General features: G+C 38.6%; 19 protein-coding genes. 5 read left to right on the top strand and 14 right to left on the bottom strand.

What is annotated here, in order from left to right:
* Positions 1–43: 43 nt before the first annotated feature.
* The 9 genes from ACFSR8_RS06740 to ACFSR8_RS06700 all read right to left on the bottom strand — a co-directional run bounded on the left by ACFSR8_RS06740 (position 44) and on the right by ACFSR8_RS06700 (position 8,559).
* The gene (locus tag ACFSR8_RS06740) at positions 44–1,108 is read right to left on the bottom strand and encodes a hypothetical protein (RefSeq protein ID WP_380290338.1); all 1,065 of its coding nucleotides are present in this window, start codon (positions 1,106–1,108) and stop codon (positions 44–46) included.
* 191 nt (positions 1,109–1,299) lie between these two features.
* On the bottom strand, positions 1,300–2,643 hold the full coding sequence (locus tag ACFSR8_RS06735; protein WP_380290336.1) for a coiled-coil domain-containing protein: 1,344 nt from the start codon (positions 2,641–2,643) through the stop codon (positions 1,300–1,302).
* Positions 2,644–3,244: 601 nt separating this feature from the next.
* Positions 3,245–4,936, bottom strand: coding sequence for an energy-dependent translational throttle protein EttA (gene ettA, locus ACFSR8_RS06730; RefSeq protein WP_380290334.1), 1,692 nt, complete (start codon positions 4,934–4,936; stop codon positions 3,245–3,247).
* 107 nt (positions 4,937–5,043) lie between these two features.
* Complete coding sequence (locus ACFSR8_RS06725) at positions 5,044–5,226, bottom strand: CAL67264 family membrane protein (protein ID WP_019387444.1); 183 nt, start codon at positions 5,224–5,226, stop codon at positions 5,044–5,046.
* Positions 5,227–5,326: 100 nt separating this feature from the next.
* Positions 5,327–6,043, bottom strand: coding sequence for a pirin family protein (locus ACFSR8_RS06720; protein ID WP_380290331.1), 717 nt, complete (start codon positions 6,041–6,043; stop codon positions 5,327–5,329).
* A gap of 248 nt (positions 6,044–6,291) precedes the next feature.
* Complete coding sequence (locus ACFSR8_RS06715) at positions 6,292–7,146, bottom strand: pirin family protein (RefSeq protein ID WP_380290329.1); 855 nt, start codon at positions 7,144–7,146, stop codon at positions 6,292–6,294.
* A gap of 153 nt (positions 7,147–7,299) precedes the next feature.
* Positions 7,300–7,737 (bottom strand): MarR family winged helix-turn-helix transcriptional regulator, encoded by a 438-nt coding sequence (locus tag ACFSR8_RS06710; RefSeq protein WP_380290327.1) that lies wholly within the window; start codon positions 7,735–7,737, stop codon positions 7,300–7,302.
* Between the two features lie 6 nt (positions 7,738–7,743).
* Entirely contained in the window at positions 7,744–8,025 is a 282-nt protein-coding gene (locus ACFSR8_RS06705; protein WP_380290325.1) for a GNAT family N-acetyltransferase, read from the bottom strand.
* Between the two features lie 3 nt (positions 8,026–8,028).
* Positions 8,029–8,559 carry an NADPH-dependent FMN reductase gene (locus ACFSR8_RS06700; protein WP_380290323.1) on the bottom strand — a complete coding sequence of 177 codons (531 nt, stop codon included), beginning with the start codon at positions 8,557–8,559 and terminating at the stop codon, positions 8,029–8,031.
* Positions 8,560–8,829: 270 nt separating this feature from the next.
* Between ACFSR8_RS06700 and ACFSR8_RS06695 the strand changes: the two genes are divergently transcribed.
* Together ACFSR8_RS06695 and ACFSR8_RS06690 are read left to right on the top strand one after the other, a co-directional pair.
* Positions 8,830–10,473 carry an acyl-CoA carboxylase subunit beta gene (locus ACFSR8_RS06695; RefSeq protein WP_380290632.1) on the top strand — a complete coding sequence of 548 codons (1,644 nt, stop codon included), beginning with the start codon at positions 8,830–8,832 and terminating at the stop codon, positions 10,471–10,473.
* Positions 10,474–10,531: 58 nt separating this feature from the next.
* Positions 10,532–10,954, top strand: a complete 423-nt coding sequence (locus ACFSR8_RS06690; RefSeq protein ID WP_380290321.1) for a DoxX family membrane protein — start codon at positions 10,532–10,534, stop codon at positions 10,952–10,954.
* Between the two features lie 150 nt (positions 10,955–11,104).
* Here ACFSR8_RS06690 and ACFSR8_RS06685 read toward each other — a convergent pair whose 3' ends face one another.
* A complete protein-coding gene (locus ACFSR8_RS06685; RefSeq protein WP_380290319.1) occupies positions 11,105–13,450 on the bottom strand; it encodes a YfbK domain-containing protein in 2,346 nt (781 codons plus the stop codon).
* Between the two features lie 143 nt (positions 13,451–13,593).
* Positions 13,594–15,357: a signal peptide peptidase SppA gene (gene sppA, locus ACFSR8_RS06680; protein WP_380290317.1), complete on the bottom strand. Its 1,764-nt coding sequence runs from the start codon at positions 15,355–15,357 to the stop codon at positions 13,594–13,596.
* Between the two features lie 149 nt (positions 15,358–15,506).
* On the opposite strand from sppA, the gene ACFSR8_RS06675 reads away from it, so the two are divergent.
* Positions 15,507–17,678, top strand: a complete 2,172-nt coding sequence (locus ACFSR8_RS06675; RefSeq protein ID WP_380290315.1) for an endonuclease MutS2 — start codon at positions 15,507–15,509, stop codon at positions 17,676–17,678.
* A 614-nt stretch (positions 17,679–18,292) separates the two neighbouring features.
* Here ACFSR8_RS06675 and ACFSR8_RS06670 read toward each other — a convergent pair.
* The 3 genes from ACFSR8_RS06670 to ACFSR8_RS06660 all read right to left on the bottom strand — a co-directional run bounded on the left by ACFSR8_RS06670 (position 18,293) and on the right by ACFSR8_RS06660 (position 21,440).
* A complete protein-coding gene (locus ACFSR8_RS06670; RefSeq protein WP_186562514.1) occupies positions 18,293–18,463 on the bottom strand; it encodes a hypothetical protein in 171 nt (56 codons plus the stop codon).
* Between the two features lie 70 nt (positions 18,464–18,533).
* Positions 18,534–19,076 (bottom strand): DUF6934 family protein, encoded by a 543-nt coding sequence (locus ACFSR8_RS06665; protein WP_380290312.1) that lies wholly within the window; start codon positions 19,074–19,076, stop codon positions 18,534–18,536.
* A gap of 816 nt (positions 19,077–19,892) precedes the next feature.
* A complete protein-coding gene (locus ACFSR8_RS06660; RefSeq protein WP_380290310.1) occupies positions 19,893–21,440 on the bottom strand; it encodes a thiol-activated cytolysin family protein in 1,548 nt (515 codons plus the stop codon).
* 308 nt (positions 21,441–21,748) lie between these two features.
* Between ACFSR8_RS06660 and ACFSR8_RS06655 the strand changes: the two genes are divergently transcribed.
* Both ACFSR8_RS06655 and ACFSR8_RS06650 read left to right on the top strand, forming a co-directional pair.
* A complete protein-coding gene (locus tag ACFSR8_RS06655; protein ID WP_380290308.1) occupies positions 21,749–23,632 on the top strand; it encodes a tetratricopeptide repeat protein in 1,884 nt (627 codons plus the stop codon).
* Positions 23,633–23,674: 42 nt separating this feature from the next.
* Positions 23,675–25,528 (top strand): tetratricopeptide repeat protein, encoded by a 1,854-nt coding sequence (locus tag ACFSR8_RS06650; protein WP_380290306.1) that lies wholly within the window; start codon positions 23,675–23,677, stop codon positions 25,526–25,528.
* Positions 25,529–25,544: the final 16 nt, after the last annotated feature.

The raw sequence follows: 25,544 nt of genomic DNA, 5'->3' as shown, positions 1-25,544 counted from the left end.
TTTAAAGTTGACCGGCATTTCTGCAAACTGAGACTGTGACTGTCTACTTCTTTAAGTCAATTTCGACTCCAGCAATCTCAATCGGCGGTTTTGCCAACCCATTCATAATGTCCGGAGTTTTGTTGTACAATAATTGAATGACCCTATGTGGCGCAAAAAGGTATCTGTGTTGAAACACCTCGCCCCAATGTTGCAACGTTTGTTTGTTAAAAAAACTGCCTTCCTTAAATTCACTTTTAGAAGCCACTTCCGTTACTTTTAGGGATAATGCATAGGATTCCAACGGAATGGTTTTTTTGCCAATAGCATCCAAAATGATGTGGGTTAACGTATTTTCGTCCTTAGCGAACATATTGTGCAACGGCCCCAAATCCAAGCGTTTGATTAGTTTGGGGTGTACCTTGGACAATTTTTTATCAATCCCATAGGCCATCGTATCCAAATTCATATTCCGGTCTGCCACATGTTTCAGTATGCCGTAAATCTCCTGTTTGGCATCCTGCACATCAGAACCACCGTAATCAAAGTACATAAAGCAAATAAATGGTCGGTTCAGCACCACATCATAAAAACTCCAGCTCGTCATATATTTGGAATCCACCTCCTGGGGAGCATTTACAATTTTGCCCTGGACAAACCGATTAAAAATGTACTTTTTGTTTACCGAAGCGTAATACACAATCGAAGCCGCCTGAAACAACCTGCTTTTCTTCACCGGCTGTTTTTTTCGCATCAAAGTATCCAAAAACTCAGCTTTCAGTGTCTCTACAGGTGTTAACCTCCCCAAATAATCGTCCCGAAGCTCCAAATCGTTAAACAAATATCGAAACTCCAAATAGTTTGGAAACCCCGATTCCGTCAAATCCACCTTCATATTATCCTCTTCGTCATACATGTATTTAATACGCATCGCCTCAACGGAATACAACAGCAAATCGCAATATTGCTTAAACATGGCCACCTCAGCATCATTGCAAATCTGCTCCCGTTGCACGGCAACAATCAGCTCCTTGAACACAAAATCCACCATTTTATGGTAAAACGTATAATGCGCCTTGGAATCTAAAGTAGCAGAATCTAAAGGTGTAACTATTTGGTTTATAGACATTTAATTAGTGTTCAGTAAGCAGTTGCAGTTGACAGAATAAAATAAATCTTTTGAAAAATATTTAGGGCGTTACCCCAAGGGTCGGGCTTTCACTACTCAATCCCTCCTGCGTCGGGGATTTCAAACATGCCGTTCAATCCCTAACGCAGTCCGAATCTTTTTTTAAAATTCCCGTTATATTTTTTGAAAAATTAGGACAATAAATCATCATCCCCAGCCTCAGGTTTTGGTTTTCCGGCCGGTTCGCCATCATCACCCGAAGGCTGATTAGCTTCAGCTTTATAATACTCCTCAAAAATTTCCTTCATATCAATACCGTAGCGCTCGGCAAAATTCTTTTGGATATCGATATCCTTCTCCCGGATTTCCTGCAATGCTTCTGCATAGCTACTGTAAACGCCCTGCATCACCTTCTCGTGCACTGGGATATTATCCATCATATCCTGACGCGCTTTGGCACTTGCCGTATGCATCGCCGCAAGGGTTTCGCCGATATGCTCATCGGTTTTTACACCTAAATGTTCCAATATGGCGGCAAACTCTTGGTCCGTTCTAGCTTTTAAGGCTACAACGTAACCATCATAATATTTCAAACGCTCTTCCGTATCACTCTTAAGTTTTGCACGATGCGTCTGTAAATTACTTCTTAAGGATGTCAATACTTTAATAGTTAAATTATGTTTGTGTACAAAACTGTCCTTACTGGCCGCTAAAGTGGTGTAGGCATTTTTCAAGCCTTCAAGCTCTTCCACTTTTTGCTCAAGCTCGGTAACTTTTCCAATGGCTTTGGCATATTCGGCGGACTGCTTATCGGCAATATCCTCCAATTCCTGTCTGGCCTGCTTTAAAAGTGCATATTGCTCTTCCAATTTAGCCTCAACTTCTTTTTTCTTTTCAAGGGCCTTGGTGTGGTTTTTTGTGGCCTCAACAATGGCATCCTGCAATTTATCCTCAACCTCTTTAATTTCTATTTCACGGTTCTTTAACCGAGTTACCGCCGCTTGCGATTTATAAGATAGTTCCTTTAACAGCGTTTGTACATCGGCACTTTCAATGCGTTCCTGGAACATAGCCTTTGCCCTGTTATCAGCGGAGGCCCTTGTTTTTTCGGCCACTTTTAAAGCTTCCTCGGCTTTTTTAATTTTGCTTTTACGGCCCCAAAGGTTATTCCACCAAGTATCTGGTTTACTTTGTGCATCCTCCAACTCTACTTTGGCACGCTCCAATGCTTTTTGGGCATCGTCAATCACCTTTTGTTCTTCGGCATTCAAAGAAGAGAACTTTTCGAATAAAATACCAACCTCATCCTGATAATCCGTTAGGTCCTTGATAGCATCCAAAAGGGTTGTCCTATCCTTTTCAGCCATATGGACCACATCGTCCAACGTTGCATTTAATATTTTTTGGCGCACTTCAGGGTCATCTTCCTGCGCCAATTTGGATTTCATAGTATCAATGGCCTTTCCCCAATTGACATCTACTTTTTCAGTTTTTTCATTTGAATTGGTTTCTAATAAATCAAAATCATCAGACATGGTTTATGCAGTGTTTTAAGTTGAACATTTTTAAGGGTAAGCAATTTCGTTAAAAAAGATGACTTTTGAAATTTAATTTGCCTTTAAATTATCTGTATATTTTGACATGTAAACGTTACAAAATTTTAAAATCTCACAAATAAATATGTAGGATTTTTAATTTATTAAAGTAAGTCAAAAACCTTATTTCGAATAAGATAAAAGCATTTTGTCTATAAAAAAGTAACGGACATCGATAATTTTAACCATTTATGTAGTGATTTACTAAACAAAAAACTGTATATTTGTTTATGCTATTAACCCAAATTTATTGAATGATGTTAATTAATTACCTATTGCTAAAGCCAATTCCCTTATTAATTAGTCAGAGTCAAATCGTGACGATTCTATCTATTGTGGTAGTCTTTTTTTTGATACTACTAATTTTGGGTGTAAGAAAATCGTATATCCTAAAGAGGGAAAACGACAAACTCAGTGAAACTGGCTCACTGCAGAGTGATGACGACAACAAAACGTATAAAGATTTCCGAGAAGGACACTTATATGACAACAATTAAAAAAGCGCCCGGTCACTGATGTCCTCGAAGTGCGGGCGCTTTTTTTATCTCACTAATCTCTTGTATTTAATTCGTTTAGGCATAATATCGCCACCAAGCCGTTTTTTCTTGTTTTCCTCATAATCCGAAAAACTACCTTCGAAGAAATATACTTGTGAATCCCCTTCAAAAGCTAAAATATGAGTACAGATTCTATCCAAGAACCAACGGTCGTGACTAATCACAACTGCACACCCTGCAAAATTCTCCAAACCTTCTTCCAACGCACGTAATGTATTCACATCAAGATCATTAGTAGGCTCATCCAAAAGTAATACGTTACCTTCCTCTTTTAAGGTCATTGCTAAATGGAGTCGATTGCGTTCACCTCCAGACAATAGCTTCACCTTTTTGTTTTGCTCGCTTCCTGAGAAATTAAAGCGACTTAAATACGCCCTAGAATTCACCTGCTTTCCTCCCATCATCACTAATTCCTGCTCATCACTAAAGTTTTGCCAAATAGTCTTTTCTGGGTCAATATTGGAATGGCTTTGGTCAACATAGGCTATTTTAGCGGTATCACCGACTACAAATTCACCTTTATCAGGAGTTTCATCACCCATTATCATTCGAAAGATAGTGGTCTTACCAGCTCCATTAGGTCCAATAATACCAACGATCCCCGCTTGGGGCAGGTTGAAATTTAAATCGTCATACAACAATTTATCATCGTAACCTTTGGCAACACCTTTTGCTTCAATCACATTGGTGCCCAGTCGAGGACCATTGGGAATGTATATTTCCAGCTTTTCATCTAATTGCTTTTGGTCTTGGCTTAATAGCTTATCGTAATTCTTTAAACGTGCCTTTTGCTTGGTTTGACGCCCTTTTGCACCTTGACGTACCCATTCCAACTCACGTTCTAATGTTTTTTGACGTTTGGAAGCTTGTTTGCCTTCTTGAGCCATTCGCTTAGATTTTTGATCCAACCATGAGGAATAGTTGCCTTTCCAAGGAATACCTTCACCTCTATCCAATTCTAAAATCCATCCTGCAACGTTATCTAAAAAGTATCTATCGTGCGTTACGGCAATCACAGTTCCTTTATATTGAGCCAAATGATGCTCCAACCAGTGCACGGATTCGGCATCCAAATGGTTAGTGGGTTCATCTAAAAGCAAGACATCCGGTTCTTGCAACAATAACCGGCACAGTGCTACACGGCGACGTTCACCACCCGATAACACCCCAATTTTCTTATCACCATCTGGAGTCCTAAGAGCGTCCATAGCAATTTCCAGCTTAGTATCCAATTCCCAAGCGTTTAAAGCATCAATTTGATCCTGAAGTTCTGCTTGCCGGTTCATCAGCTTTTCCATTTTGTCTGGGTCGCTATATACTTCCTCTAAACCAAATTGCTCATTGATTTTATTGTATTCATCGAGAATGGCGACAGTTTCAGAAGCCCCTTCTCGGACAACTTCCATCACGGTTTTTTCATCATCCAATTTTGGTTCCTGCTCCAAGTAACCCACGGAATAATCTTGTGAAAACACTACATCCCCCTGATAATTCTTGTCTACCCCAGCAATAATCTTTAAAAGTGTTGATTTACCAGATCCATTAAGACCCAAAATTCCAATTTTGGCTCCGTAGAAAAAACTTAAATAAATATTTTTTAAAACAGGTGTATTTGCACTTTGAAACGTCTTTGTTACACCAGACATCGAGAAGATTACTTTCTTATCGTCACTCATTTTTTATGTTTTTTAGGTGGTTGAGGCTCTCGATTTGTGGTGGTTGAGGCTCACGAAACCACCAACGAAATTAAATGTGACTTCGAGAGCCTCAGTCACCAAATTTTTTACACCCGTCCCTTCAAAGCATTAAACACCCACGCAATAGCAAAGAAACCAATACCAACCGTAGCAAAACCCCAACCGGCTACATCGTCATATCTGTATGCGCCCATTAAAATCAATACTACGCCCATAATAATCATTAGTACCGTGGCCCAAGCCAAAACTGTATTTTTATTCATCGCCATAATCTCACCTTTTAATCGTTAGTTGAAAAGCAAATATCGTAGTTTTCAACAAAAAAAGCACCCGTTACGGTGCTTTTTCGCTATTAACCATTGTAATCCATTAGCTCATTGGAACTTCTATCACAATAATTTCAGAATCATCGTTGGCAGAAATCTCTAAGGTTTTCGTATCCCAAACGCCAATGGCATCTCGTTTATTCAAGGCGTTCCCAGAAACGTTCACATCCCCTTCGGCAACAAACACATAAAAACCATTGTTTTCATTTTTAGGCTTTAAAATCACGGAATTATCGCCATTCAACTCCGTCCTATAAATATAGGCCTGCTGGCTAATGGGCAAGGCATCGCCCTCCAATTTATCCTTAGGTGCCACAACAGTTTGTATTTGGTTTTTTCGCTTTGACACATCAAACTTCCGTTGCTCATAATTGGGTTCCACACCCATGGCTTCAGGGATAATCCAAAGTTGCAAAAAGTTGACTTCGTCGGTTTGACTATCGTTAAACTCCGAATGCGTCAATCCTGTTCCCGCACTCATCACCTGCACCTCGCCCACTTCAATTGCGCGTTTATTCCCCATACTGTCTTTGTGGGACAGTGCCCCTTTCAAAGGAATAGAAATAATCTCCATATTCTGGTGCGGATGCGTGCCAAACCCCATTTTTGGCTGTACCACATCGTCGTTCAACACGCGTAGTTTTCCAAAATTCATGCGCTCGGGGTCTTGATATCCCGCAAAACTAAACGTGTGGTGCGACTTTAACCATCCGTGATTTGCAAATCCTCTCGAATCCGCTTTGTGAATTACTGTTTTCATCTGTTTAAATTTTATTGTTATTATTTGGGCGTTACCCACAAGGGGTCGGGCTTTCCGTTCCAAGTCCTCGCACCTCCTATCGTCGGGCTGTGGGCTTTCCTCTGCAATCCCTAACGCGCCACTCATGCTCTATAACCCACCCCTAGCCCCTCCAAGGAGGGGAACTCTTGCTCTTGTTAGTTTAAACCTACAAGGTTTTCAAAGCCTCGCAGGTTATAGTTCCCCCTTCGGGGGTTAGGGGGCTTGGTTTAGGGGGCTAGAAACCCCATCTTCCCCATTTGATAATCTCTCATGGCCTCAAGCACTTCTGTTTGTGTGTTCATTACATAAGGCCCATAAGTTGATATTGGCTCATTAAAAGGCTCGCCCGAAAGGAATAACAGTTTACTATCCGCATTGCCTTGAATCGAAAAACCTTCTCCATCCTGATTAAACTGTATCAATTGATTTTCATTCAATTTTAAAGTCTCAGAATTATTTACGGTAACATCACCTTTCAATAAATACAGTAAAGATTGATGGGAGTTTGGCACGTTGACCTCAAAATTTCCATCAGCTTCAACATCAATAATAAAGGCATTTACCGAAGTTTGGGTCTGAATACGTCCGTAAACACCATCCAGCTCCCCTGCAATTATTTGAACATCCACTTTGCCATCATCCGAACGCACCACCCTAAAATCTTCATTTTTAACATGTTGATAATTAGCTTCGATCATTTTCTTTTCAGCCGGTAAATTCAGCCATAATTGAATCCCTTCGATGGTGCCTCCTTTATCTACAAATGCTTTAGTCGGGCCTTCCGCATGTACAATACCTCGTCCGGCCGTTGTCCATTGTACGTCTCCAGCTTTTACTATACTCTCGTTTCCCAAGGAATCGCGATGCAACTGCTCCCCTTGAACCAAAAACGTTACAGGTTCAAACCCGCGATGCGGATGTGGCCCCAAATCAAAGGGGTTGCTGTTTGCATTGATTTCATAGGGTCCGTAATGATGTAATAATATAAACGGATCTATATTATCAATGTCCTGGGTGGGTATGGGTTGCCGTAATCTAATTGGGCCCATGTTGACGAAATCACTTCGTCCAACTGTTTTCATACTATTTAGTTTCATTTTAAAACTCCTTTCTTTAAGACCTACAAGGTTTTGAAAACCTTGCAGGAAAATTAATTTTTATTTTCCATGGAAAATATTTGGTTAAAAAAATATGCGATATATATCGATTATGAGATTCCTGTTTTCACAGGAATTTTATCGCATTTTATCCAGCAGATTACTTAATTGCTCTGCTTCTTCTTCACTCAAATTATTCAATAAATCCTTATTGAAATCATTTGGTATGTTTTCTAAAAACGTTTTACCTTCATCTGTTATGGCAATTTTAACCACGCGCCTATCATGTGCGGAAGGGCAACGTTCTATATAATTTTTGGCGCATAGTTTATCCATCAATCTTGTGGCATTTGGCGAACGTTCCAACATTCTATCTTTTATCGTTTGCACATTTAATGGTTCATCCGCTCCTCTTAAAATCCTCAAAATATTATACTGCTGTGGCGAAATACCATACGATTTAAAAAACTCATTTTGATGGCTGGTTATCCAGTTTGCGGTATAAATAATGTTCAATAAAGCTTTCACTCTATTATTTGCAAATGTCGAGTTGATGTCTTTGGATAAATCTCCCATGCTCTTCTAAAATAATACGTCGCTATATTCTTTCCTTTTCTTAAAAACAGCATTCGCAAAAGGACATAATGGTAAAATTTTAATGTTTTTTTCGCGGGCATATGCTACTGCGGTTTCTACTAATTTATAACCAACACCCTGCCCTTTTAGAGACGGATCTACTTCAGTATGGTCTATGATTATCTTATTATCACCAGCAAAAGTATAGGTCATTTCAGCTTTTTGCTCACCCTCCATTTCAACATAGAAACATCCTTTTTTCCCTAAAACTTCATGTTTGATTTCCATAATTTACAACTCCGATTGAAACCTTTCTACTTTATTTTTTAATTCTGCATCCAATTCCGGATTAACAATCTTTCCTTCTGAAAAACTAGTTCCAAAATTTGGTAATGAGAACACCTCTACTATGTTAGCATTATGTCTAGGAAAACGATCTTCCGCAATTTGTAAAACCGAAGCTCCTCCTCTGCCTCCAGGCGAAGTGGCCATCAACAACATAGGCTTCCCAAAAAAGGTTTTACCTTCAATTCTGGACATCCAATCAAACAGATTCTTAAACGCCGTTGAGTATGCGCCATTATGTTCCGCCAGAGATAAAACAATGCCATTTGATGTCTTGATCAAATTCAAAAATTTATGTGCATCCTCTGGAATACCCTTTTCATTTTCTAAATCAATACCGTATAACGGTAAATCAAAATCGTTTAAATCTAAAATATCTATGGCAACCCCCTCCACAAGACCTGATGCGTATATTGCTAAATGTTTATTTATAGAATTTTTACTATTACTTCCTGCAAATGCTATTATATGTTTCATCTGTTATATTTATTGTTTTTCAATTGTCAGATGTAAATCGCCATCTAATATTTTGGTTAAAAAACCAATTTTATTTTTTATGGCTCATTTCATATGTCAATTTTGTTTGATACAAAACTACAATAAATAAATTTATTTTCCAAGGTATATATTTCCATGTTATGTATTTTAACAAATTATTCACTTTTTATACAGAAATGGGTTTCGTAAATTCGTAAAATTATTAATCTTAATAAAAAAGTCCCTCCTTTGGAGGGATTTGGGCGGAATATGGATATCAACTTCAACAAAAATGAAGATCACAACAAGCTGTTAGTTTCCGAACTCAATAAAAGACTTGCAAAAGTGAGCTTGGGCGGTGGCAAATCACGTATTGAAAAACACCATTTAAAAGGAAAACTGACGGCTAGAGAGCGTATTGATTATTTATTAGATGACAAATCTAAGTCCATTGAAATTGGTGCTTTCGCTGGTGAAGATATGTACCCAGAACATGGTGGTTGCCCTTCTGGAGGGGTGGTTGTAAAGATTGGATATATTAAAGGAAAGCAATGTATTGTTGTGGCTAATGATGCTACCGTTAAAGCGGGTGCATGGTTTCCAATCACCGGTAAAAAGAATTTGCGCGCCCAAGAAATAGCTATTGAAAACAGATTACCCATTATTTACTTGGTAGATTCGGCAGGCGTTTATCTGCCCATGCAAGATGAAATTTTCCCTGATAAAGAGCATTTCGGTCGTATTTTCAGGAACAACGCTATTATGAGCAGTATGGGCATTACTCAAATCTCAGCAGTAATGGGCAGTTGCGTGGCCGGTGGTGCCTACCTCCCTATTATGAGCGACGAAGCCCTAATCGTGGATAAAACAGGAAGTATTTTTTTGGCCGGAAGTTATTTGGTAAAGGCCGCCATTGGCGAAAGTATTGACAATGAAACTTTAGGGGGCGCCACAACTCACTGCGAAATTTCGGGGGTTACCGATTACAAGGCTAAAAATGACAAAGATGCTTTGGACAAAATCAAAACTATAGTTGATAAAATTGGGGATTACGACAAAGCTGGATTTAACCGTATAGCTTCGCAAAAACCAACTGAAAATCCTGAGGATATTTTTGGAATTCTTCCCAAAAGCCGTGCAGACCAGTACGACATGTACGACATCATAAAACGTTTGGCGGACAATTCAGAATACGAGGAATACAAAGCGGGTTACGGGCAAACTATTATTACCTGCTATGCCCGCATTGATGGTTGGGCAGTGGGTATTGTGGCTAATCAACGTCAAATTGTAAAAACCAAAGGCTCCAAAACAAAACCCACAGAAATGCAGTTTGGCGGTGTGATTTATAACGATTCGGCCGATAAAGCCACTAGGTTTATAGCCAATTGCAACCAAAAGAAAATCCCTTTGGTCTTTTTACAGGACGTTACCGGTTTTATGGTTGGTAGTAAAAGTGAGCATTCAGGTATCATTAAAGATGGCGCAAAAATGGTGAATGCCGTTAGTAATTCTGTTGTTCCTAAATTCACTATTGTAATTGGCAATAGCTACGGTGCTGGAAATTACGCCATGTGCGGTAAAGCATACGATCCCAGATTGATTGTGGCATGGCCAAGTGCCGAGCTTGCCGTAATGAGCGGTAATTCGGCTGCAAAAGTATTACTTCAGATTGAAAAGGCTTCCCTTGAAAAACAGGGCGAAAAAATTACCAATGAAAAAGAAGAAGCACTGTTCAACAAAATAAAAGCACGATACGACAATCAAGTTTCTCCTTACTATGCCGCCGCCCGATTATGGACGGATGCTATTATAGACCCTTTGGATACACGAAAATGGATTTCCATGGGCATTGAAGCCGCCAATCACGCACCAATTGAAAAACCTTTTAATTTGGGGGTACTTCAAGTTTAATTTTAAAATCTCTTTGTTTTTTCGTAACTTATTGATTGTAAACCAACAAACTTAAATCATGGGAACGATAAAAACATTAAACAAATGGGCGAATAGACACACCTATTTGCCCTTGGATTTATTGCGCATTGCCCTAGGTGCCTTTTTATTTATAAAGGGAATCGACTTTATGGGCAATAGCGAAATGCTCGCGCAACTGATTAAGCCGTTTCAGAATATGGCCGGTAGTATGATTATAATACATTATGTAGCCCCGGCACATTTTATTGGCGGGCTGTTGATTGGCTTTGGACTTTTGACACGATGGGCCATTATTGCTCAACTCCCAATTTTAATAGGAGCCATCGTTATCAATTTTGCTGGTGAAATGAATACCGGAAACTTAGTTTTGGCCATTGTTACATTGATGGTGTGTGGTTTCTTTCTGATGTATGGTTCGGGCAAACGCTCTTTGGACTATTATTTTAAAATGCAACAGTAAAAATTAAAAGAGGCTATCTAAAAAGTAAGCCGATGTGTCATTCTGAACTTGTTTCAGAATCTCAGCATATTAATTTTCATTTATTATGAGAACCTGAAACAAGTTCAGGTTGACAAAAAATGGGCTTTTTAGACAGCCTCTTTGCAAATACTACAAACTTTGATAAGAAGAGACCAACCTTCTGAATTCTGCTCTATATCCGTTTTCATCTTCACCTCTACCTTCATTGGATAGCGCCAAAACATCTTCAAGCTTTGAGTTGTTATGATATTTCGATTGCCTCAATTGCATACCGAAAAGCGCCACTGCCGATGCAAATTTCATGTCTTCCGAAGCTTCCGAAACCTTATCTTTCTGAACATGCACCATTTCTATGCTTTTGTCCCCATCTGGCTTTTTATATCTAAACTTCACAGTAAATAGTTCATCGCTGTAGTCTGATACTATTTGAGGTTTCGTGTATTTTAAATCGTCCACATCTCTTAGATAGGCGGTTTGCACACCAACCGGAATGACCTCGTAAAGTGCCGTTACGGTATGACCGCTACCCAATTCGCCTGCATCTTTTGTGTCATCCACAAAATCCTCGTCTTCCAACATTCTATTCTCATAACCTATTAATCGGTATGCTTGGACCTTGTTTGGATTAAACTCTACTTGGATTTTCACGTCCTTTGCAATGGTAAAAAGTGTGCCTCCAAATTCCTTTCCAAACACTTTTTGAGCTTCCTGCATGTTGTCAATATAGGCATGATTACCATTGCCCTTATCGGCCAAAGTTTCCAATTTTGAATCTTTATAATTTCCGTAACCAAAGCCAAGTACGGACAAAAACACTCCTGATTGCCGTTTGGCTTCAATCAGTTTTTCCATAGCCTTATCGCTAGAAGCGCCAACATTAAAATCACCATCCGTTGCTAGAATTACTCTATTATTCCCATTCTTTTTGAAATGTTGCTCAGCTAATTTATAGGCTAGCTTAATCCCTGCGCCACCAGCCGTGGAACCTCCAGACTCCAGTCCATTCAAAGCATTAAGAATTTTCTCTTTGTGCTTTCCTGATGTGGGTTCCAAAACGACACCAGCCGCACCTGCGTAAACCACAATGGACACTTTATCCTCATCCCTCAATTGATTTACTAAAAGCTTGAACGCCGATTTAAGCAGAGGCAATTTATTTTGTGAACTCATGGAACCTGATACATCAATCAAAAACGTTAGGTTTGACGGGGGCAACTCTTCATAACTAAATGTCTTGCCCTGAAGTCCAATTTTTACAATTCTTGTATCCTTATGCCAAGGCGTTTGAGCTACTTCGGTATGTATGGCAAATGGATGCTCTCCATTTGGTTGCGGATAATCATAATCAAAATAGTTAATCATCTCCTCAATTTTTACTGCATCAGGCTCAATGGCCATCCCATTGTTTATCATCCTTCGAATATTACTATATGAAGCTTTATCAACATCGATGGAAAACGTGGATAATGGCGACAAGGTGGTTCTTTCAAAATTATTTTCTTCTATTACTGCATAACTCTCGTTATTTTGAATTCTGAAATTGCCTTGGTGAGTGGTGATCACCACGCATCCATGCTTTGCAATCTTACCAAATTTTTCCTTTGCATCTCCTTTGCCATATTGCACTTTGCTATCAATATCCGATTCGGGAATACTTTCAATAATGTAGTTGTTTTCCTTTTTTACGGGTTGTCCATCAACAATATACAGTGGTGCTTGAGCCTTTCTCTCGCTATGGTTTTTCGTTGAAATTAAAATTACCCCATTTTTACCTCTGCTACCATAAATTGCTGTTGATGTGGCATCCTTTAAAACATCAACCGATTGAATTTGGTTTGGATTTAAACGTTCCAATGCATCATAGTACCTCACAACACCATCAATAACGACCATGGGCCTTTTTTGAGAAGACAAAGAACCCATTCCTCTAATTCGGATTTGGGTACTTTTCCCTGGGTTTCCATTTGCGGTCTTAATTGCTACACCGGCCATCTTGCCCTGTAACGCATTTTCAATAGAACTGGACTGAATTTGATTGGCTAATTTCCGATGATATGCTTTTTGCTTCTTCCGCTTTATTTGGGAAGCGGATAGTGTTCGCGAAGAAACTGTGGATACAGATCCTGTTAATGACATTTTTCTTGTAGTTCCATAACCAATTACTACAACTTCATCCAAATGGGCGATGTCTTCCTCTAAGGCAACAGAAACGGTAGTTCGATTTCCTACTTTTACTTCTTTTGTAGCATACCCCAAATAGTTGAAAACTAAGATATCTGAAGATTTTGCCTTGATTTTATACAAGCCATCAAAATCGGTTACTGCTCCGGTTGTTGTCCCTTTGACTATAACGTTTACTCCTGGTAATTCTATGCCGTCAGTTGCAGATGTTACCTTTCCTGTAATAAGTTTTTCTTGGGACCGAATTTGAGCTGATACAGCCAACGCAAAAACAATTGCTAATAGTGCTTTCATAATAGTTGATTTTAAAGTTTAGCATAAAACTATAATCAACTAATGGAGCAAAAAACCAACAATGAGTGAAGCCTACCTTTGAGCGAGTAAAGCATAAAAAAAGGCGAACCGAAGTCCGCCTTTAAATAATCTTGATTTAAGTTCTATTTGATTTCCATACTATATGGGAACATTAGTTGGACCCCTTCTTTTTCTGATAACCGCTTTACTTCTTTCATCAATTTATAGTTTGTTTCCCCTATTTCTTCCTTCATAATCGTTTCCTTAGCTTTCGCCAATCCAAAAGCCTCCAGCATTTCGTCCAAGTCCTTTTCAAAAACAGGGAATTCCTTTATTTTATAATCTTCAATTTCCGCAGCTTCGGCGGCATGTTTTAGAGCCAAATCCAATCCTCCCAATTCATCAACCAATCCTCTTTCTAAAGCATCCACTCCCGTCCAAACCCTTCCCTGGGCTATAGCTTCAACATCTTCCGCAGTCATATCCCGGCCCTCTGCCACACGCTTCGAAAATAAAGTATAAGTGTCCCGGATACCTTCTTTGATAAATTGACGCTGCGTATCGTCCAAAGGCTCTAAAAGGCTGAAAGGGATAGCGTTTTTATTGGTCTTTACTTGCTCAGCATTGATTCCCATGTTATCAGCCAATTTGCTAAAATTAGGCAGCATCCCTATCACACCAATACTTCCTGTAATGGTAGTGGATTGGGCTACTATTTTGTCTGCATGGGCCGCAATGTAATACCCTCCTGAAGTGGCCATATTCCCCATAGATACGATAACTGGTTTCTTCTTTTTGGCCAACTCAATTTCTCGCCATATTAATTCACTAGCCAAGGCACCTCCACCGGGGGAATTAATTCGAAGTACGATGGCTTTTATTCTTTCGTCTTCCCTAGCATCCTCAATGGCTTTATTAATTGTAAGATGACCTACATAACCTTTTTCGGCTGTACCATAAATAATTTCACCCTCGGCATAAATCACTGCGATTTTGTTTTTGCTCGATTTAGCCCTCAATTTTGGAGCCACAGATAGGGCATAATCCTCAATACAAACCCGATTTAAAGGTTTATCGCTGGCAACAGCCACTGCTGTTTTTAATTGGCTCTCATAGTCATCATAATACCCCAGCTTATCTATCAACTTAGTAGATACAGCCAATTGAGGAGTGCGTACCAACAGGTTATCTGCGATACTATCTAAATCCGCAACCGAAATTTCCCTGGCTTCAGAAATATCTTTTTTTACTTCGATCCATAAACCATTCAAATAGGCTTGTATTTGTTCGCGGTTGGCATCGCTCATCTCATTTTCCAAAAAGGGCTCGGCAGCATTCTTATACTTTCCGTGCCGTATCACCTCAAGTTTTATTCCCGATTTTTCCTGAAAATCCTTGAAAAACAACATCTCGGTATAAAACCCCTTGAACTCCAATTCTCCCGCCGGATTGAGCATAATAGTATCGGCAACCGAACTCAAATAATAATCCTTTTGGGAAAAAACATCCGCATAAGCCGTGATAAATTTCCCAGATTTCTTAAAATCAATCAGCGCCTCCCTCAAAGCTTTCGTCTGCGAAATGCCCGCATCAATAAAGTTGTTTTCAATGGTGATGCCCTTGATTTTGTCGTCAGTAGCCGCATAATTAATGGCATCAATTAAGTTGAACAATCCATTTTTGTCGTCTTCATTTAAAAATGGGTAATCCTTAAAAACCGTTTTTCCGGCATAATCATTTATTGGGAAATCCAGTTTCAACTCCAACACCGAATCGGGTTTTACGGTAACCACTTCCTCTGACGATCCGCCAAACAATGCACCCAAAACAACCAACATAAAAAAGCCTATGGCACAAAACACAAAAATGCCCACAACAGTGGATAAAACTCGTCCTAAAAATTTCATAGTAATTTAGATTTACTCATTAGTCTGAAAAACCAATAAATGTTACAGTTTTCAAACTTTATTAGCGATTTATACAATGTTGCAAATCTAGAAAACTTAAAGTAAAGAATTTATAACTTTGCGTTTTCATTTTTTGGTTTGGAAAAGGCATGATTCACATCCACGAAAAAACATTACAAGATTTAGAATTCCCCACAGTTTTGCAACAGGTGAGCGAGCTTTGCATAACCCCTTTGGGCAATGCTTCGGCTCTTGAAATTGCACCTTATAAAACTAAGGAGGAACTCAAAAAATCTCTGAATCTTACCAATGAATACCTGTCGTCCTTTTATAATGACAATAGGATTCCGAACCATGGTTTTGATACGATTTCAAAAGAATTGAAACTTTTAAAGATTGAAAACACCTATTTGGAAGTCCACGGTTTGAAGAAGATTGTGGCGATATCAACCACAGTGAATGACATTGTACGCTTTCTGAAGAAGTTTGAAGAATATTACCCCAATTTGAATGATTTTGCTTCTCATATTGAAGTAACCAAAGTATTGATTGAAAAAATCGAAAGTATTGTAGATCGGTTTGGGGATATTCGGGATAATGCCTCTGCCCTACTTTCGGAACTCAGGCAGTCCATCAACCGTGTAAAGGGCAAAATCAACCAAAGTTTTGCCACGGCTTTAAATACTTATCACGGTTTAGAATATCTGGATGATATCCGTGAGTCAGTGGTAGACAACCGCCGTGTGCTTGCGGTAAAAGCCATGTACCGACGTAAAGTTAGGGGTAGCGTAATGGGTGGCAGCAAAACAGGAAGCATCGTTTATATTGAACCAGAAACTACGCTACAGCATTCTCGGGAACTGAATAATTTGGAATATGAAGAACGGGAGGAAATTGTTAGGATTCTGAAAGAGGTTACCGATTTTATTCGTCCATTTTTACCATTGTTGAAAGATTATCAAAACTTCCTGATTGCGATGGATGTGATTTCGGCCAAGGCGAAATATGCCAAATCCATGAATGCAATTCTTCCAGAATTTTCAGAGGACAAAAGCATGTTTTTGCGCGATGCCTACCATCCCCTGCTCTATTTAAACAATTTGGAGAAAGGTGAAAAAACCTTTCCGCAGACGATTGAATTGAATAACAATAGTCGGATTATTGTGATTTCAGGGCCGAATGCAGGCGGTAAAAGTATCACTTTGAAAACCATTGGATTGCTCCAAGTTATGTTGCAAAGTGGGCTTTTAATTCCTGTGCACGAACGTAGTAAGGCGTGTTTATTCGATAGGGTTTTGAGTGATATTGGAGACAACCAATCTATTGAAAATCATTTGAGCACCTATAGTTATCGGTTGAAACAGATGAACTATTTTTTGAGGAAGTGCAATAAAAACACGCTTTTTTTAATTGATGAATTTGGTACGGGAAGCGACCCGGAATTAGGTGGCGCACTGGCCGAAACCTTTTTGGAGGAATTCTATCATCGTGAGGCTTTTGGAATTATTACCACGCACTATTCCAATTTAAAGATTCTAGCTACGGAATTGCCACACATGATAAATGCCAACATGTTGTTTAACGAACGGACTTTGGAACCGATGTTTAAATTGGCTGTTGGTCAAGCCGGAAGTAGTTTTACGTTTGAAGTGGCACAGAAAAATGGGATTCCCTATTCTTTAATCAATCGGGCAAAAAAGAAAATTGAGCGTAGCAAAGTACGTTTTGATGCCACGATTGCCAAGCTTCAAAAGGAACGTTCGCGGTTGGAAAAAACTGGGCAGTCTTTAAAACTAAACGAAAAGAAAAAGGAAGAAGAAGCCGATAAACTGGAGGAAATCAATGCGAAAATCCAAAAGAAACTGGAAAGCTACCAAGAGCTTTACGACAGCAACCAACGTTTGATCTATTTGGGACAAAAAGTAAACGACATTGCCGAAAAATACTTTAACAACAAACGCAAACGCGAATTAATGGATGAGTTGTTTAAACTGGTTCAAATTGAAAACTCGAAACGTAAAAAGGTTTCGGCTCGTCAAAAAAAGGCAGAAAAGGCAAAGGAAAAACAGGTAAAGCAAGAGGTTGAAAAAAAGGTAAATGTTATCCGACAGAAGAAAAAGGCCGAAAAGAAAAAAGCCGCCGAGGCACCGCCAAAGCCAAGACCAATCCTAAAAATTGGAGACAGGGTACGTATGGAAGACGGACGAGCCATCGGCACCATTGACAAAATTGAAAAAACTAAAGCGGTTGTGAATTACGGGATGTTTACGACCAATGTGAGTTTGGAACAGTTGGAGTTGGTCGAGGCTGTTAAGAAGTAGGCAGTCTCAGTCGCAGTTGTGATACATAGATGTTTGGAAGAGTTTTATAGCAACCCTCCTAATTTCGATGTCATCGAAATTTTCCTCCCTTTTGAAAAGGGAGGAGCCCATATTTGATAAAATTTAGCAGAATTTTAAAGATTCCTGAATTTATTACCTCATTTAGCTCTCCTCTCCCGATAGCTATCGGGATGTAAAGAGGAGAATGAATTTCAATTTTCATTAAAAAAATTCAAAGAAAGAGGAGTTAAGGACTTGTGCAACGCTTTTTTTTCGTCTGACGAACACTTCTGCTTGCAATATCTTTCATGGCATAATACAAATGAGCCAAACTATTTTTGAATTAATTGGATTGAGTGCATCAGCAGACGCTGGCGGGCAACTCTATTTTTTGTCCTTTCAAGTATGCGGGCATGATTTGGTTTTTGAAATGATGATGACACGGGGATTGGGAATTTTTTGTTGAAGAATTTTGGGGTACGCTTATTGGTTTTGGATATGAAAAGTAGCGTTGTCAGTGATACTGGTTTTCTGATTAGTGTTAATAAAAAAACGCAAACCATCTGGAATGCGCTTATCTCGTTATTTTTTATATACGTCGTTAGCAAATGTTCTTAAATCGGAAGTGATTTAAGATTACTTAGTGACTTTTTTGCCAAATCAACTTTTTCAGGGAACAATTCCTTTCCTTTAATATCTTTGGCAATAACAGATATTCTCTTCTTTGTCGACTTTGACATAGAGAGGACTTTCTTTGCTTTTAATATTTGTTTTTTTCGTTCCATTTTTTATTTGTGCTAGTGGTATACTTTAAAGTAAAACAAGTTTTACTTTAAAGTATACCACAAAGTTAGCTTATTTTTTCTTAAAAACCAAAATTCCAATATACTCATTTTCAGGGATATATTGAACAAAATCTGGTTTTTCTCCATTCGTTAATCCAAAAAAGACATATTCTTTACTTAATTCAACAAAATTCTTATTGACATAGTATCTATATGTCTTAATTCTTCTATTAAAGTTACGACATTCCTCATCACAATTTTTAGCACAAGTCGGTTGACAAAGTGCCATAAAATCTTCAGCACTATCACTACCCTGAACCCAAATAGCTGAATTTTTATTTTCTTGAAAAAATTTTGGCACAGTATTTAAAACCGTACTAAAAACTTTCCACATATCACCATTATTACTATTAATATCGTCAAGAATTGTACCAGTTTCTTCATCATAATCCCCGAAACCCAAATTATATACTGTTCTACCATCTCTTTTAGTAACTGGTGTATATTCAATGGCTTTAATTATTGATTGATTTCCTTTGCTTTCAAAAAGATATTGAAGCTTCTTAGTTCCAGTATCGAGGAGTTCGGTCTTATAAGCAGTAATGTTATTCAATATCTATAAATTTTTGTGAAAATAATGAAATCAAATATTTGCTAACGGTTAGATATAGTTGCATTTTAATGAACTTAATTGTTCGATAAGCGAAGTTCGTTATTTTATGTCAAAAAATCAATACGTACGTATGCGTAATTATCAACAAACTCGTTTCCTAAAAAATAGGAACTGACGAGGCTATCCTGAGGGATAGAAAATGACGGATTTAAGAATACTTACTCTTGTGGCAAGATTGGAGACCTATCAGGTTTTAAAAACCTGACAGGTCTTGAAAGGTATTGAGTTTGAGTAAGGTTCCCCTCCTGTGCCTCCGCTAAAGCTTCGGCGACACGCGGATGGAGGGGTTCGGGGGAGGCTGTGCGTTTGAGTGGTGCGTTAGGGATTGAAGTGGCATCCCTTTTTGTTTTTAGCAAATACGCCGTCATTACGAGGGAAGCATGACCGAAGTAATCTGTTTGGGCTTAGAGATTGCTTCACTACGTTCGTAATGAGGCTTGGGTGTAACCCAACAAAAAAGATATAGCCTTTCGACTGTGCTCAAGATAAACTCCTTGCCCGACCCGAGGACGACTGTTTCTTGCAACTTTCGGTAATGGTATCGAGGGGGACGCCCAAATACTTATAAAGGGTAACCTGCCCGCGATACCACAGGTAGGCAGGCGCCCAAAACTTAATAATTACCCTATTGAGATTCCTGCTTGCGCTTCGACTCCGCTCAGCGACCACGCAGGAATTAAAAAACAGCCAGTACCAAGTTGTTGAATCGCAACTTTAGGTACCGGCCGTACAAACTAACTTAAATAATTTATGAGTTTACTTTCGTCTTACGGACACCTGCGTGCAAATGCCGATTACATTTTTCTTTGAACAGTAAACTTCGTATTTCTCGTCGCTCTCCATATAGCCCTCACTAAACTCTCCGAGGTATTTCCAGGTGATATCCCAAAGTTCAAATTGGACTTTTACGTTATGCGCACCGCTTGGCGGTCTTGAAGTAGCCGGCGGATCATTTTTCTTTACTTTTATCCAATTGGTATATGCAATAGTTTGTGAACCCTTTTTCTTGTATTGAAAACGGAATCTGGCATCCTGTCCAAAATTGTTGTCCACAATGGCATTGGCATGGGAATACGCTTTGGTGCTGCAATCCACAATGCTATAATCCGTGGTGTAACCCATTTTCGCAAAAGTGTTGTCCTTTAAATATCTAATGGTATAGGCGATGGGCACACCTGGGTTGTTTCGGCTATACACAGCATTTTCACCTGTAATGATATGTTTTAAGGATGCAAAACCATTGGCAGTAACGGCTTCGGAAGCCACTTCAGCATTACCTCCGATAGTCACCACAGTGATGCTCGATTTTTTCAATACCTCGTCATATTCTGAATTCACTGTACCCGAGCCGTTAGCAGCACCGGTGGCATATTCCAAGACCAAATCCAAATCGATGGACTTGCGCATATCGGTGGTTTCCATTCTGAACATAATGATTCGGCCGTAAGACACAGAATTGATATATGCTGGCGGGGTATCAGAATCCATAGCGCCTTCAACTTGGGCCAATGTAACTTCTGGTCCAAATACGCTATCTGATGAATCAGGAGTATCCATAGTAACCGTATAAAATACTTGTTTGTAAACCATGGCCGCAACACGTTTTGTTGTGCTGGATTCGTACTCCAATTGGGAAGCTACCGAGCCGTTGGCCCACTCCACATTTAATCCTACATCCAAACTCAACTGTTTTGAAGAATAAGATGTATTGGCTTGATAGGTAGAGTTGGCGGCATTGACATAGCCTTCCTGATAGGCATTAGCGTTCCACCACTCTAGGGCACCGTCAATGCTGGATTGTACGTTTGAGTTTCTTGGGTCCTCCACAACTATAGTCCCCTGCTCTCCCATTCCTGGTAGGTCCAATCTTAATGTAACAGGCGATCTGTCCAAAGTAATAGGGTCTGGCATGCCGTCCAACATGCCTTGATTACCTACAACTAAGGCTCCGGGCCAAATGATGCCATTGGTAGGGCGCAAAATAGCCACATCGTCAAAATTAGTTTCCAAGCTATACTTTTTAGTATTACAGGTTGTAGTATAACCAAGACTATTGGTCGGCGAAGCGTTTCTGTTGCTTGTAAGCGAGCGTTCTGAGGGTTGTCCTCCTGTATCTTGAACGTTTAGCATGGAACTAGCATTGTAGCTTAAATTGGCTACGTAATCCTTAATATCCATCGCCTCAGGGTTTGTTTTTGGTCCCGGGTCGGTAATTTCATCCTTACTACATGCAAAACATAGTAGAAGAATGGTAAAGCAGGTCACTTTAAAAAGGGGTTTGATTGTTAATAACTGGGTTTTCATAATGTTATATTTTTTAGATTCAACACTCCAAACCTAACCATGAAAACGAGTAAAATATAATTTTAAGGGTGGACAAAACGGGGACAACACATCAAAACGAGGCTTCATTTTGCATAGGACAAGCCATTTTTAAAATCACAGAATTTATTTTTATTTAATTGATTTTCAGTTATTTAAAAATATTTATTGAAAAGACATGGACACAAAAAGTATGGACAAGCTATGGACAAGGGCTTTTTGGGCGAAATCGGCGCGCGTTATATGGATTGATATAATATTTAACTTAGCAGAAGCTAATTTTCTTGAAAATGAAGAACCTTAACCCACTTTTTTTGTTAATGATTTTCGTCTTTTGTTCTTCCGGATATGCTCAAAGCGAAAAAGAAGTTGATAGTTTAAATTCATTGTTCGAAAACCAGAAGAGCATATCAGGTAAAGTTTCTGTGTTGTCCGATATTTTTGATTTCTATTTATATAGGAATACAAAAAAGTCAAAACAATATGCCGAAAGGGTTTTGTCCCTTTCCACAAAAGAAAATTATGAAACAGGAATTATAACTGGAAATTTTCTTAATGGAAATTATTATCTCACCACAAAAGAGAACGATTCTGCAATATATTACTACGAGAAAACCTTAGCAAATGCAAAAAAGTACAACAGCAACTTAATGGTTGCGAGTGCCATGGCAAATATTTCGGTCATCGAAGGAGAAAAGGGCAATTACATAAAGGCTATTAAGCTTATGGATAGCGTTGCCAAAATCAATCTTAAAGAGAACGATTTTCTTAATTACGGTGTGACTATCAACAACAGGGCTTACCATTATTATGAACAAGGCGATTATTTAAAAGCCATGGAGGGCTATTTGGAAGCCATCAGAGTTTTGGACACCATTGACAGGGATATTTACAGAAGAGCAGATGTTTACCGAAATATTAGTAAACTTAATGCGAAACAAAACAGTTTTGAACAAGCTTTGGAATATCTTTTTAAAGCGCTGGATATTTATAAAAAAACCGATGATAATCTTTTCGAAGCATATACCTTGAATGATATTGGCAACACCTACCATTTTTTGGAAAACCACGAAGAAGCCATCAAATATTACGAGAAAAGTATTCAACTGAGCAAGGTTCATGATATCAAAGATAATCTTGTAAATGCCTATGGGAATTTAGCGGATACATACAAAGACCAAAAGAGATACCGGCTGGCCTTGGAAAATTTTAACAAACAGCAGGACTATTTGGTTTATGACCAATCATTTCTCAACCGGGTGGTAGGTTTAAATCAAATTGGAGAAACCTACTGGCTCATGAGCGATTACTCCAATGCCCTGAAAATACTAAATACTTCTATAAAACTATGCGACTCCCTCAACATCAACGATGAACTGAAATCTGCCCTAGAGCAGAGGTCCCTCGTTTATGAAAAGATGGGGAACTATGTAAAGGCATTATCGGACAGAAAACGGGTGGGCAGTTTAAGTGATAGTATTTATAACATTGAAAAATCCAAACAGATCGAAAAACTCCAAATAAGCTACGAAACTGAAAAAAAGGAAACGGAGCTGGCTTTTAAGGCCAAAACAATTGAAAACCTGAACCAGGAAGTTGAAATCAGTAATTTAAGAAATGGGCTATATGCAGGAGGCATGTTTACATTCATTGCCGTTTCAGGACTACTATATTTTGGGTTTAGACAAAGAATAAAAAAGAACCGGACAGAGCGCGAAAAACAGGAGGCTATTTACAAACAGGAAATCGAGTTTAAGAAAAAAGAATTGGCCACACAAACACTGCATTTGGTTCAAAAAAATACTTTTATCCAAGAGTTGAAGGATAATTTGGAAAAAATAAAACGGTCTCCTGAATTATTTAAAGTTGAGTTCAGAAGATTGGTGATGCTTTTGAAAAAGGAAAGTGCGGAGGATAAAGATTGGGAAGTGTTTAAATCCTATTTTACGGAAGTGCATAATAATTTTGACCATAAAATTAAAGAGGTGTATCCAGATATTACCGAAAAAGAAATGCGCTTGGCCTCTTTTTTACGGATGAATTTGTCCACCAAGGAAATCGCTTCAATGCTCAATGTATTGCCCGAAAGTGTACTGAAAAGCAAGTATCGATTGAAAAAGAAACTGGTTTTGGATAAGGATACCGATTTGAATCATTTCCTTAATGCCTTATAAGAATTTTAGATTATGGTCTTGAGATTTCTTCTAATGATTTTCATGGGATGCAGCCTTTCTAGCGTTGCCCAGAATAAATCTGATACTGAGATTGATTATTTACTTCAACGTCTGAAATCCTCAAAAAAGGATACGGTAAGAGTTGAAATTTTGGATAACCTCTGGTATCAATTCGCTTATAATGAGCCTAAGCAGGCTGTGGACTATGCCAAAATGGCCATTTCAGAATCAAAAGAACTAAATTATGGATACGGAATTGCTAGGGGGTACCAAAGGCTGGGAATTGCATATTCCAATATGAGCAAATACGATAGTTCCAATATTGCATACGATCAATCCTTAAAGCTTTTTGAAAAGGCAAACAATGTCAATTCCATGGGTTTGATACTTCATAACAAGGCCATAAATTTTAAGGATTTGGTACAATATGATAGTGCCATGTACTACAACGATCTGGCCTATGAAAAATATATAGAGGCCAATGATACTGTGAGAATAGCAGATATTTATGGTCTTAGGGGAAGTATTTACTCCGAGCAGGGGCAGTTTTTGTTATCGCTAAAAAACACACTCAAAGAAGCATCTATCTATAAAAACAAAGACACCCTGAGGTATGCCGATGCTTTATTAAGTCTTGCTATGGTGCAATCCATAACCGGTTCATCTGCCGAAGCCCGAAAATCCTTTAGAAACTGCATTGCAATTTATAGAACCAAGAATGACAATTACTTTTTATGCAAAGCCTACCGGGAACTGGGTTATGATTATGGCAAGAATGCTCCTAAACATATAGATAGCGCCTCTTTTTATTTAGAAAATGCCGTCAAATTGGCTAAAACCATTAACAATACTGGGATGGAAGTGGCCGCTCTTAGTTTTCTAGGAGACCTTAAGTTTGATATTGGAAAATATACCGAAGCTAAAACACATTACATCAATGGCTTAAGAAGGTCCAGCACTTTAGATAACCATATATCAGTGGCCTCAATCCTATTGGGGTTAAGCGATATTAGTATCTATGAAAAGAGTTATGAGAAAGCTAAAACATACGCACAGCAAGCCCTTGACATAGCTTCAAGGGACAATCTAAATCAGGATATAAGTGAGGCCTATAAGACACTACACAAAATTCATCAAGAAACAGGTGATTTCAAAAAAGCCCTTTATTATCTAGAAAAGCATAAATCCATTAGCGACAGCATCTACAATATTGAGAAAACCAATAAGATAAACGAACTTCAGGTACTATTCGATATCGAGAAGAAGGAAGCCGCTTTAGATTTGCAACAAAAGACTATTCAAAACCTGAATCAAAAGGTAGAAATAGGAACCCTTAAAAAAGGGTTGTATGCCTTCGGTATGTTTGCATTTATCGCCTTATCCATCTTACTTTATTTGGTATTCAAACAAAACATTCGGAAAAATAGATTAGAACGCGAAAAACAGGAAGCCATATACAAACAGAAATTGGAATTTAAGAAGAAGGAACTTGCATCGCAAACGTTACATTTGGTTCAAAAAAACACTTTTATCCAGGAGTTAAAGGAAAATCTTGAAAAAATTGAGGAATCACCTGAATTGTTCAAAATGGTATTTAGGCGACTGGCAATGCTCTTGAAAAAGGAAAATGCAGAGGATAAGGATTGGGAAGTATTCAAATCCTATTTTATTGAGGTACACAATAATTTTGATCAAAAGATAAAATCTATCTATCCGGAAATTAGTGAAAAAGAAATGCGATTGGCCTCGTTTTTACGCATGAATTTATCCACCAAGGAAATTGCTTCTATGCTAAATGTACTTCCTGACAGTGTCTCAAAGTCAAAGTACAGATTGAAAAAGAAACTCAATTTGGACAAAAACACCGACCTATTCCAGTTTTTAAGTGAGTTGTAAAGGCCGTATCTTTGCA

Source organism: Hyunsoonleella rubra (assembly GCF_042684665.1).
GTDB classification, from domain to species: Bacteria; Bacteroidota; Bacteroidia; order Flavobacteriales; family Flavobacteriaceae; genus Jejuia; species Jejuia rubra.
This window is presented reverse-complemented; position numbering and strand designations above follow the sequence as displayed.

What these genes read in the sequence shown, in the direction of transcription:
- ACFSR8_RS06740 (WP_380290338.1), bottom strand. Translation starts at nt 1,108, where the DNA reads ATGTCTATAAACCAAATAGTTACACCTTTAGATTCTGCTACTTTAGAT.
- ACFSR8_RS06735 (WP_380290336.1), bottom strand. Translation starts at nt 2,643, where the DNA reads ATGTCTGATGATTTTGATTTATTAGAAACCAATTCAAATGAAAAAACT.
- ettA (WP_380290334.1), bottom strand. Translation starts at nt 4,936, where the DNA reads ATGAGTGACGATAAGAAAGTAATCTTCTCGATGTCTGGTGTAACAAAG.
- ACFSR8_RS06725 (WP_019387444.1), bottom strand. Translation starts at nt 5,226, where the DNA reads ATGGCGATGAATAAAAATACAGTTTTGGCTTGGGCCACGGTACTAATG.
- ACFSR8_RS06720 (WP_380290331.1), bottom strand. Translation starts at nt 6,043, where the DNA reads ATGAAAACAGTAATTCACAAAGCGGATTCGAGAGGATTTGCAAATCAC.
- ACFSR8_RS06715 (WP_380290329.1), bottom strand. Translation starts at nt 7,146, where the DNA reads ATGAAAACAGTTGGACGAAGTGATTTCGTCAACATGGGCCCAATTAGA.
- ACFSR8_RS06710 (WP_380290327.1), bottom strand. Translation starts at nt 7,737, where the DNA reads ATGGGAGATTTATCCAAAGACATCAACTCGACATTTGCAAATAATAGA.
- ACFSR8_RS06705 (WP_380290325.1), bottom strand. Translation starts at nt 8,025, where the DNA reads ATGGAAATCAAACATGAAGTTTTAGGGAAAAAAGGATGTTTCTATGTT.
- ACFSR8_RS06700 (WP_380290323.1), bottom strand. Translation starts at nt 8,559, where the DNA reads ATGAAACATATAATAGCATTTGCAGGAAGTAATAGTAAAAATTCTATA.
- ACFSR8_RS06695 (WP_380290632.1), top strand. Translation starts at nt 8,830, where the DNA reads ATGGATATCAACTTCAACAAAAATGAAGATCACAACAAGCTGTTAGTT.
- ACFSR8_RS06690 (WP_380290321.1), top strand. Translation starts at nt 10,532, where the DNA reads ATGGGAACGATAAAAACATTAAACAAATGGGCGAATAGACACACCTAT.
- ACFSR8_RS06685 (WP_380290319.1), bottom strand. Translation starts at nt 13,450, where the DNA reads ATGAAAGCACTATTAGCAATTGTTTTTGCGTTGGCTGTATCAGCTCAA.
- sppA (WP_380290317.1), bottom strand. Translation starts at nt 15,357, where the DNA reads ATGAAATTTTTAGGACGAGTTTTATCCACTGTTGTGGGCATTTTTGTG.
- ACFSR8_RS06675 (WP_380290315.1), top strand. Translation starts at nt 15,507, where the DNA reads ATGATTCACATCCACGAAAAAACATTACAAGATTTAGAATTCCCCACA.
- ACFSR8_RS06670 (WP_186562514.1), bottom strand. Translation starts at nt 18,463, where the DNA reads ATGGAACGAAAAAAACAAATATTAAAAGCAAAGAAAGTCCTCTCTATG.
- ACFSR8_RS06660 (WP_380290310.1), bottom strand. Translation starts at nt 21,440, where the DNA reads ATGAAAACCCAGTTATTAACAATCAAACCCCTTTTTAAAGTGACCTGC.
- ACFSR8_RS06655 (WP_380290308.1), top strand. Translation starts at nt 21,749, where the DNA reads ATGAAGAACCTTAACCCACTTTTTTTGTTAATGATTTTCGTCTTTTGT.
- ACFSR8_RS06650 (WP_380290306.1), top strand. Translation starts at nt 23,675, where the DNA reads ATGGGATGCAGCCTTTCTAGCGTTGCCCAGAATAAATCTGATACTGAG.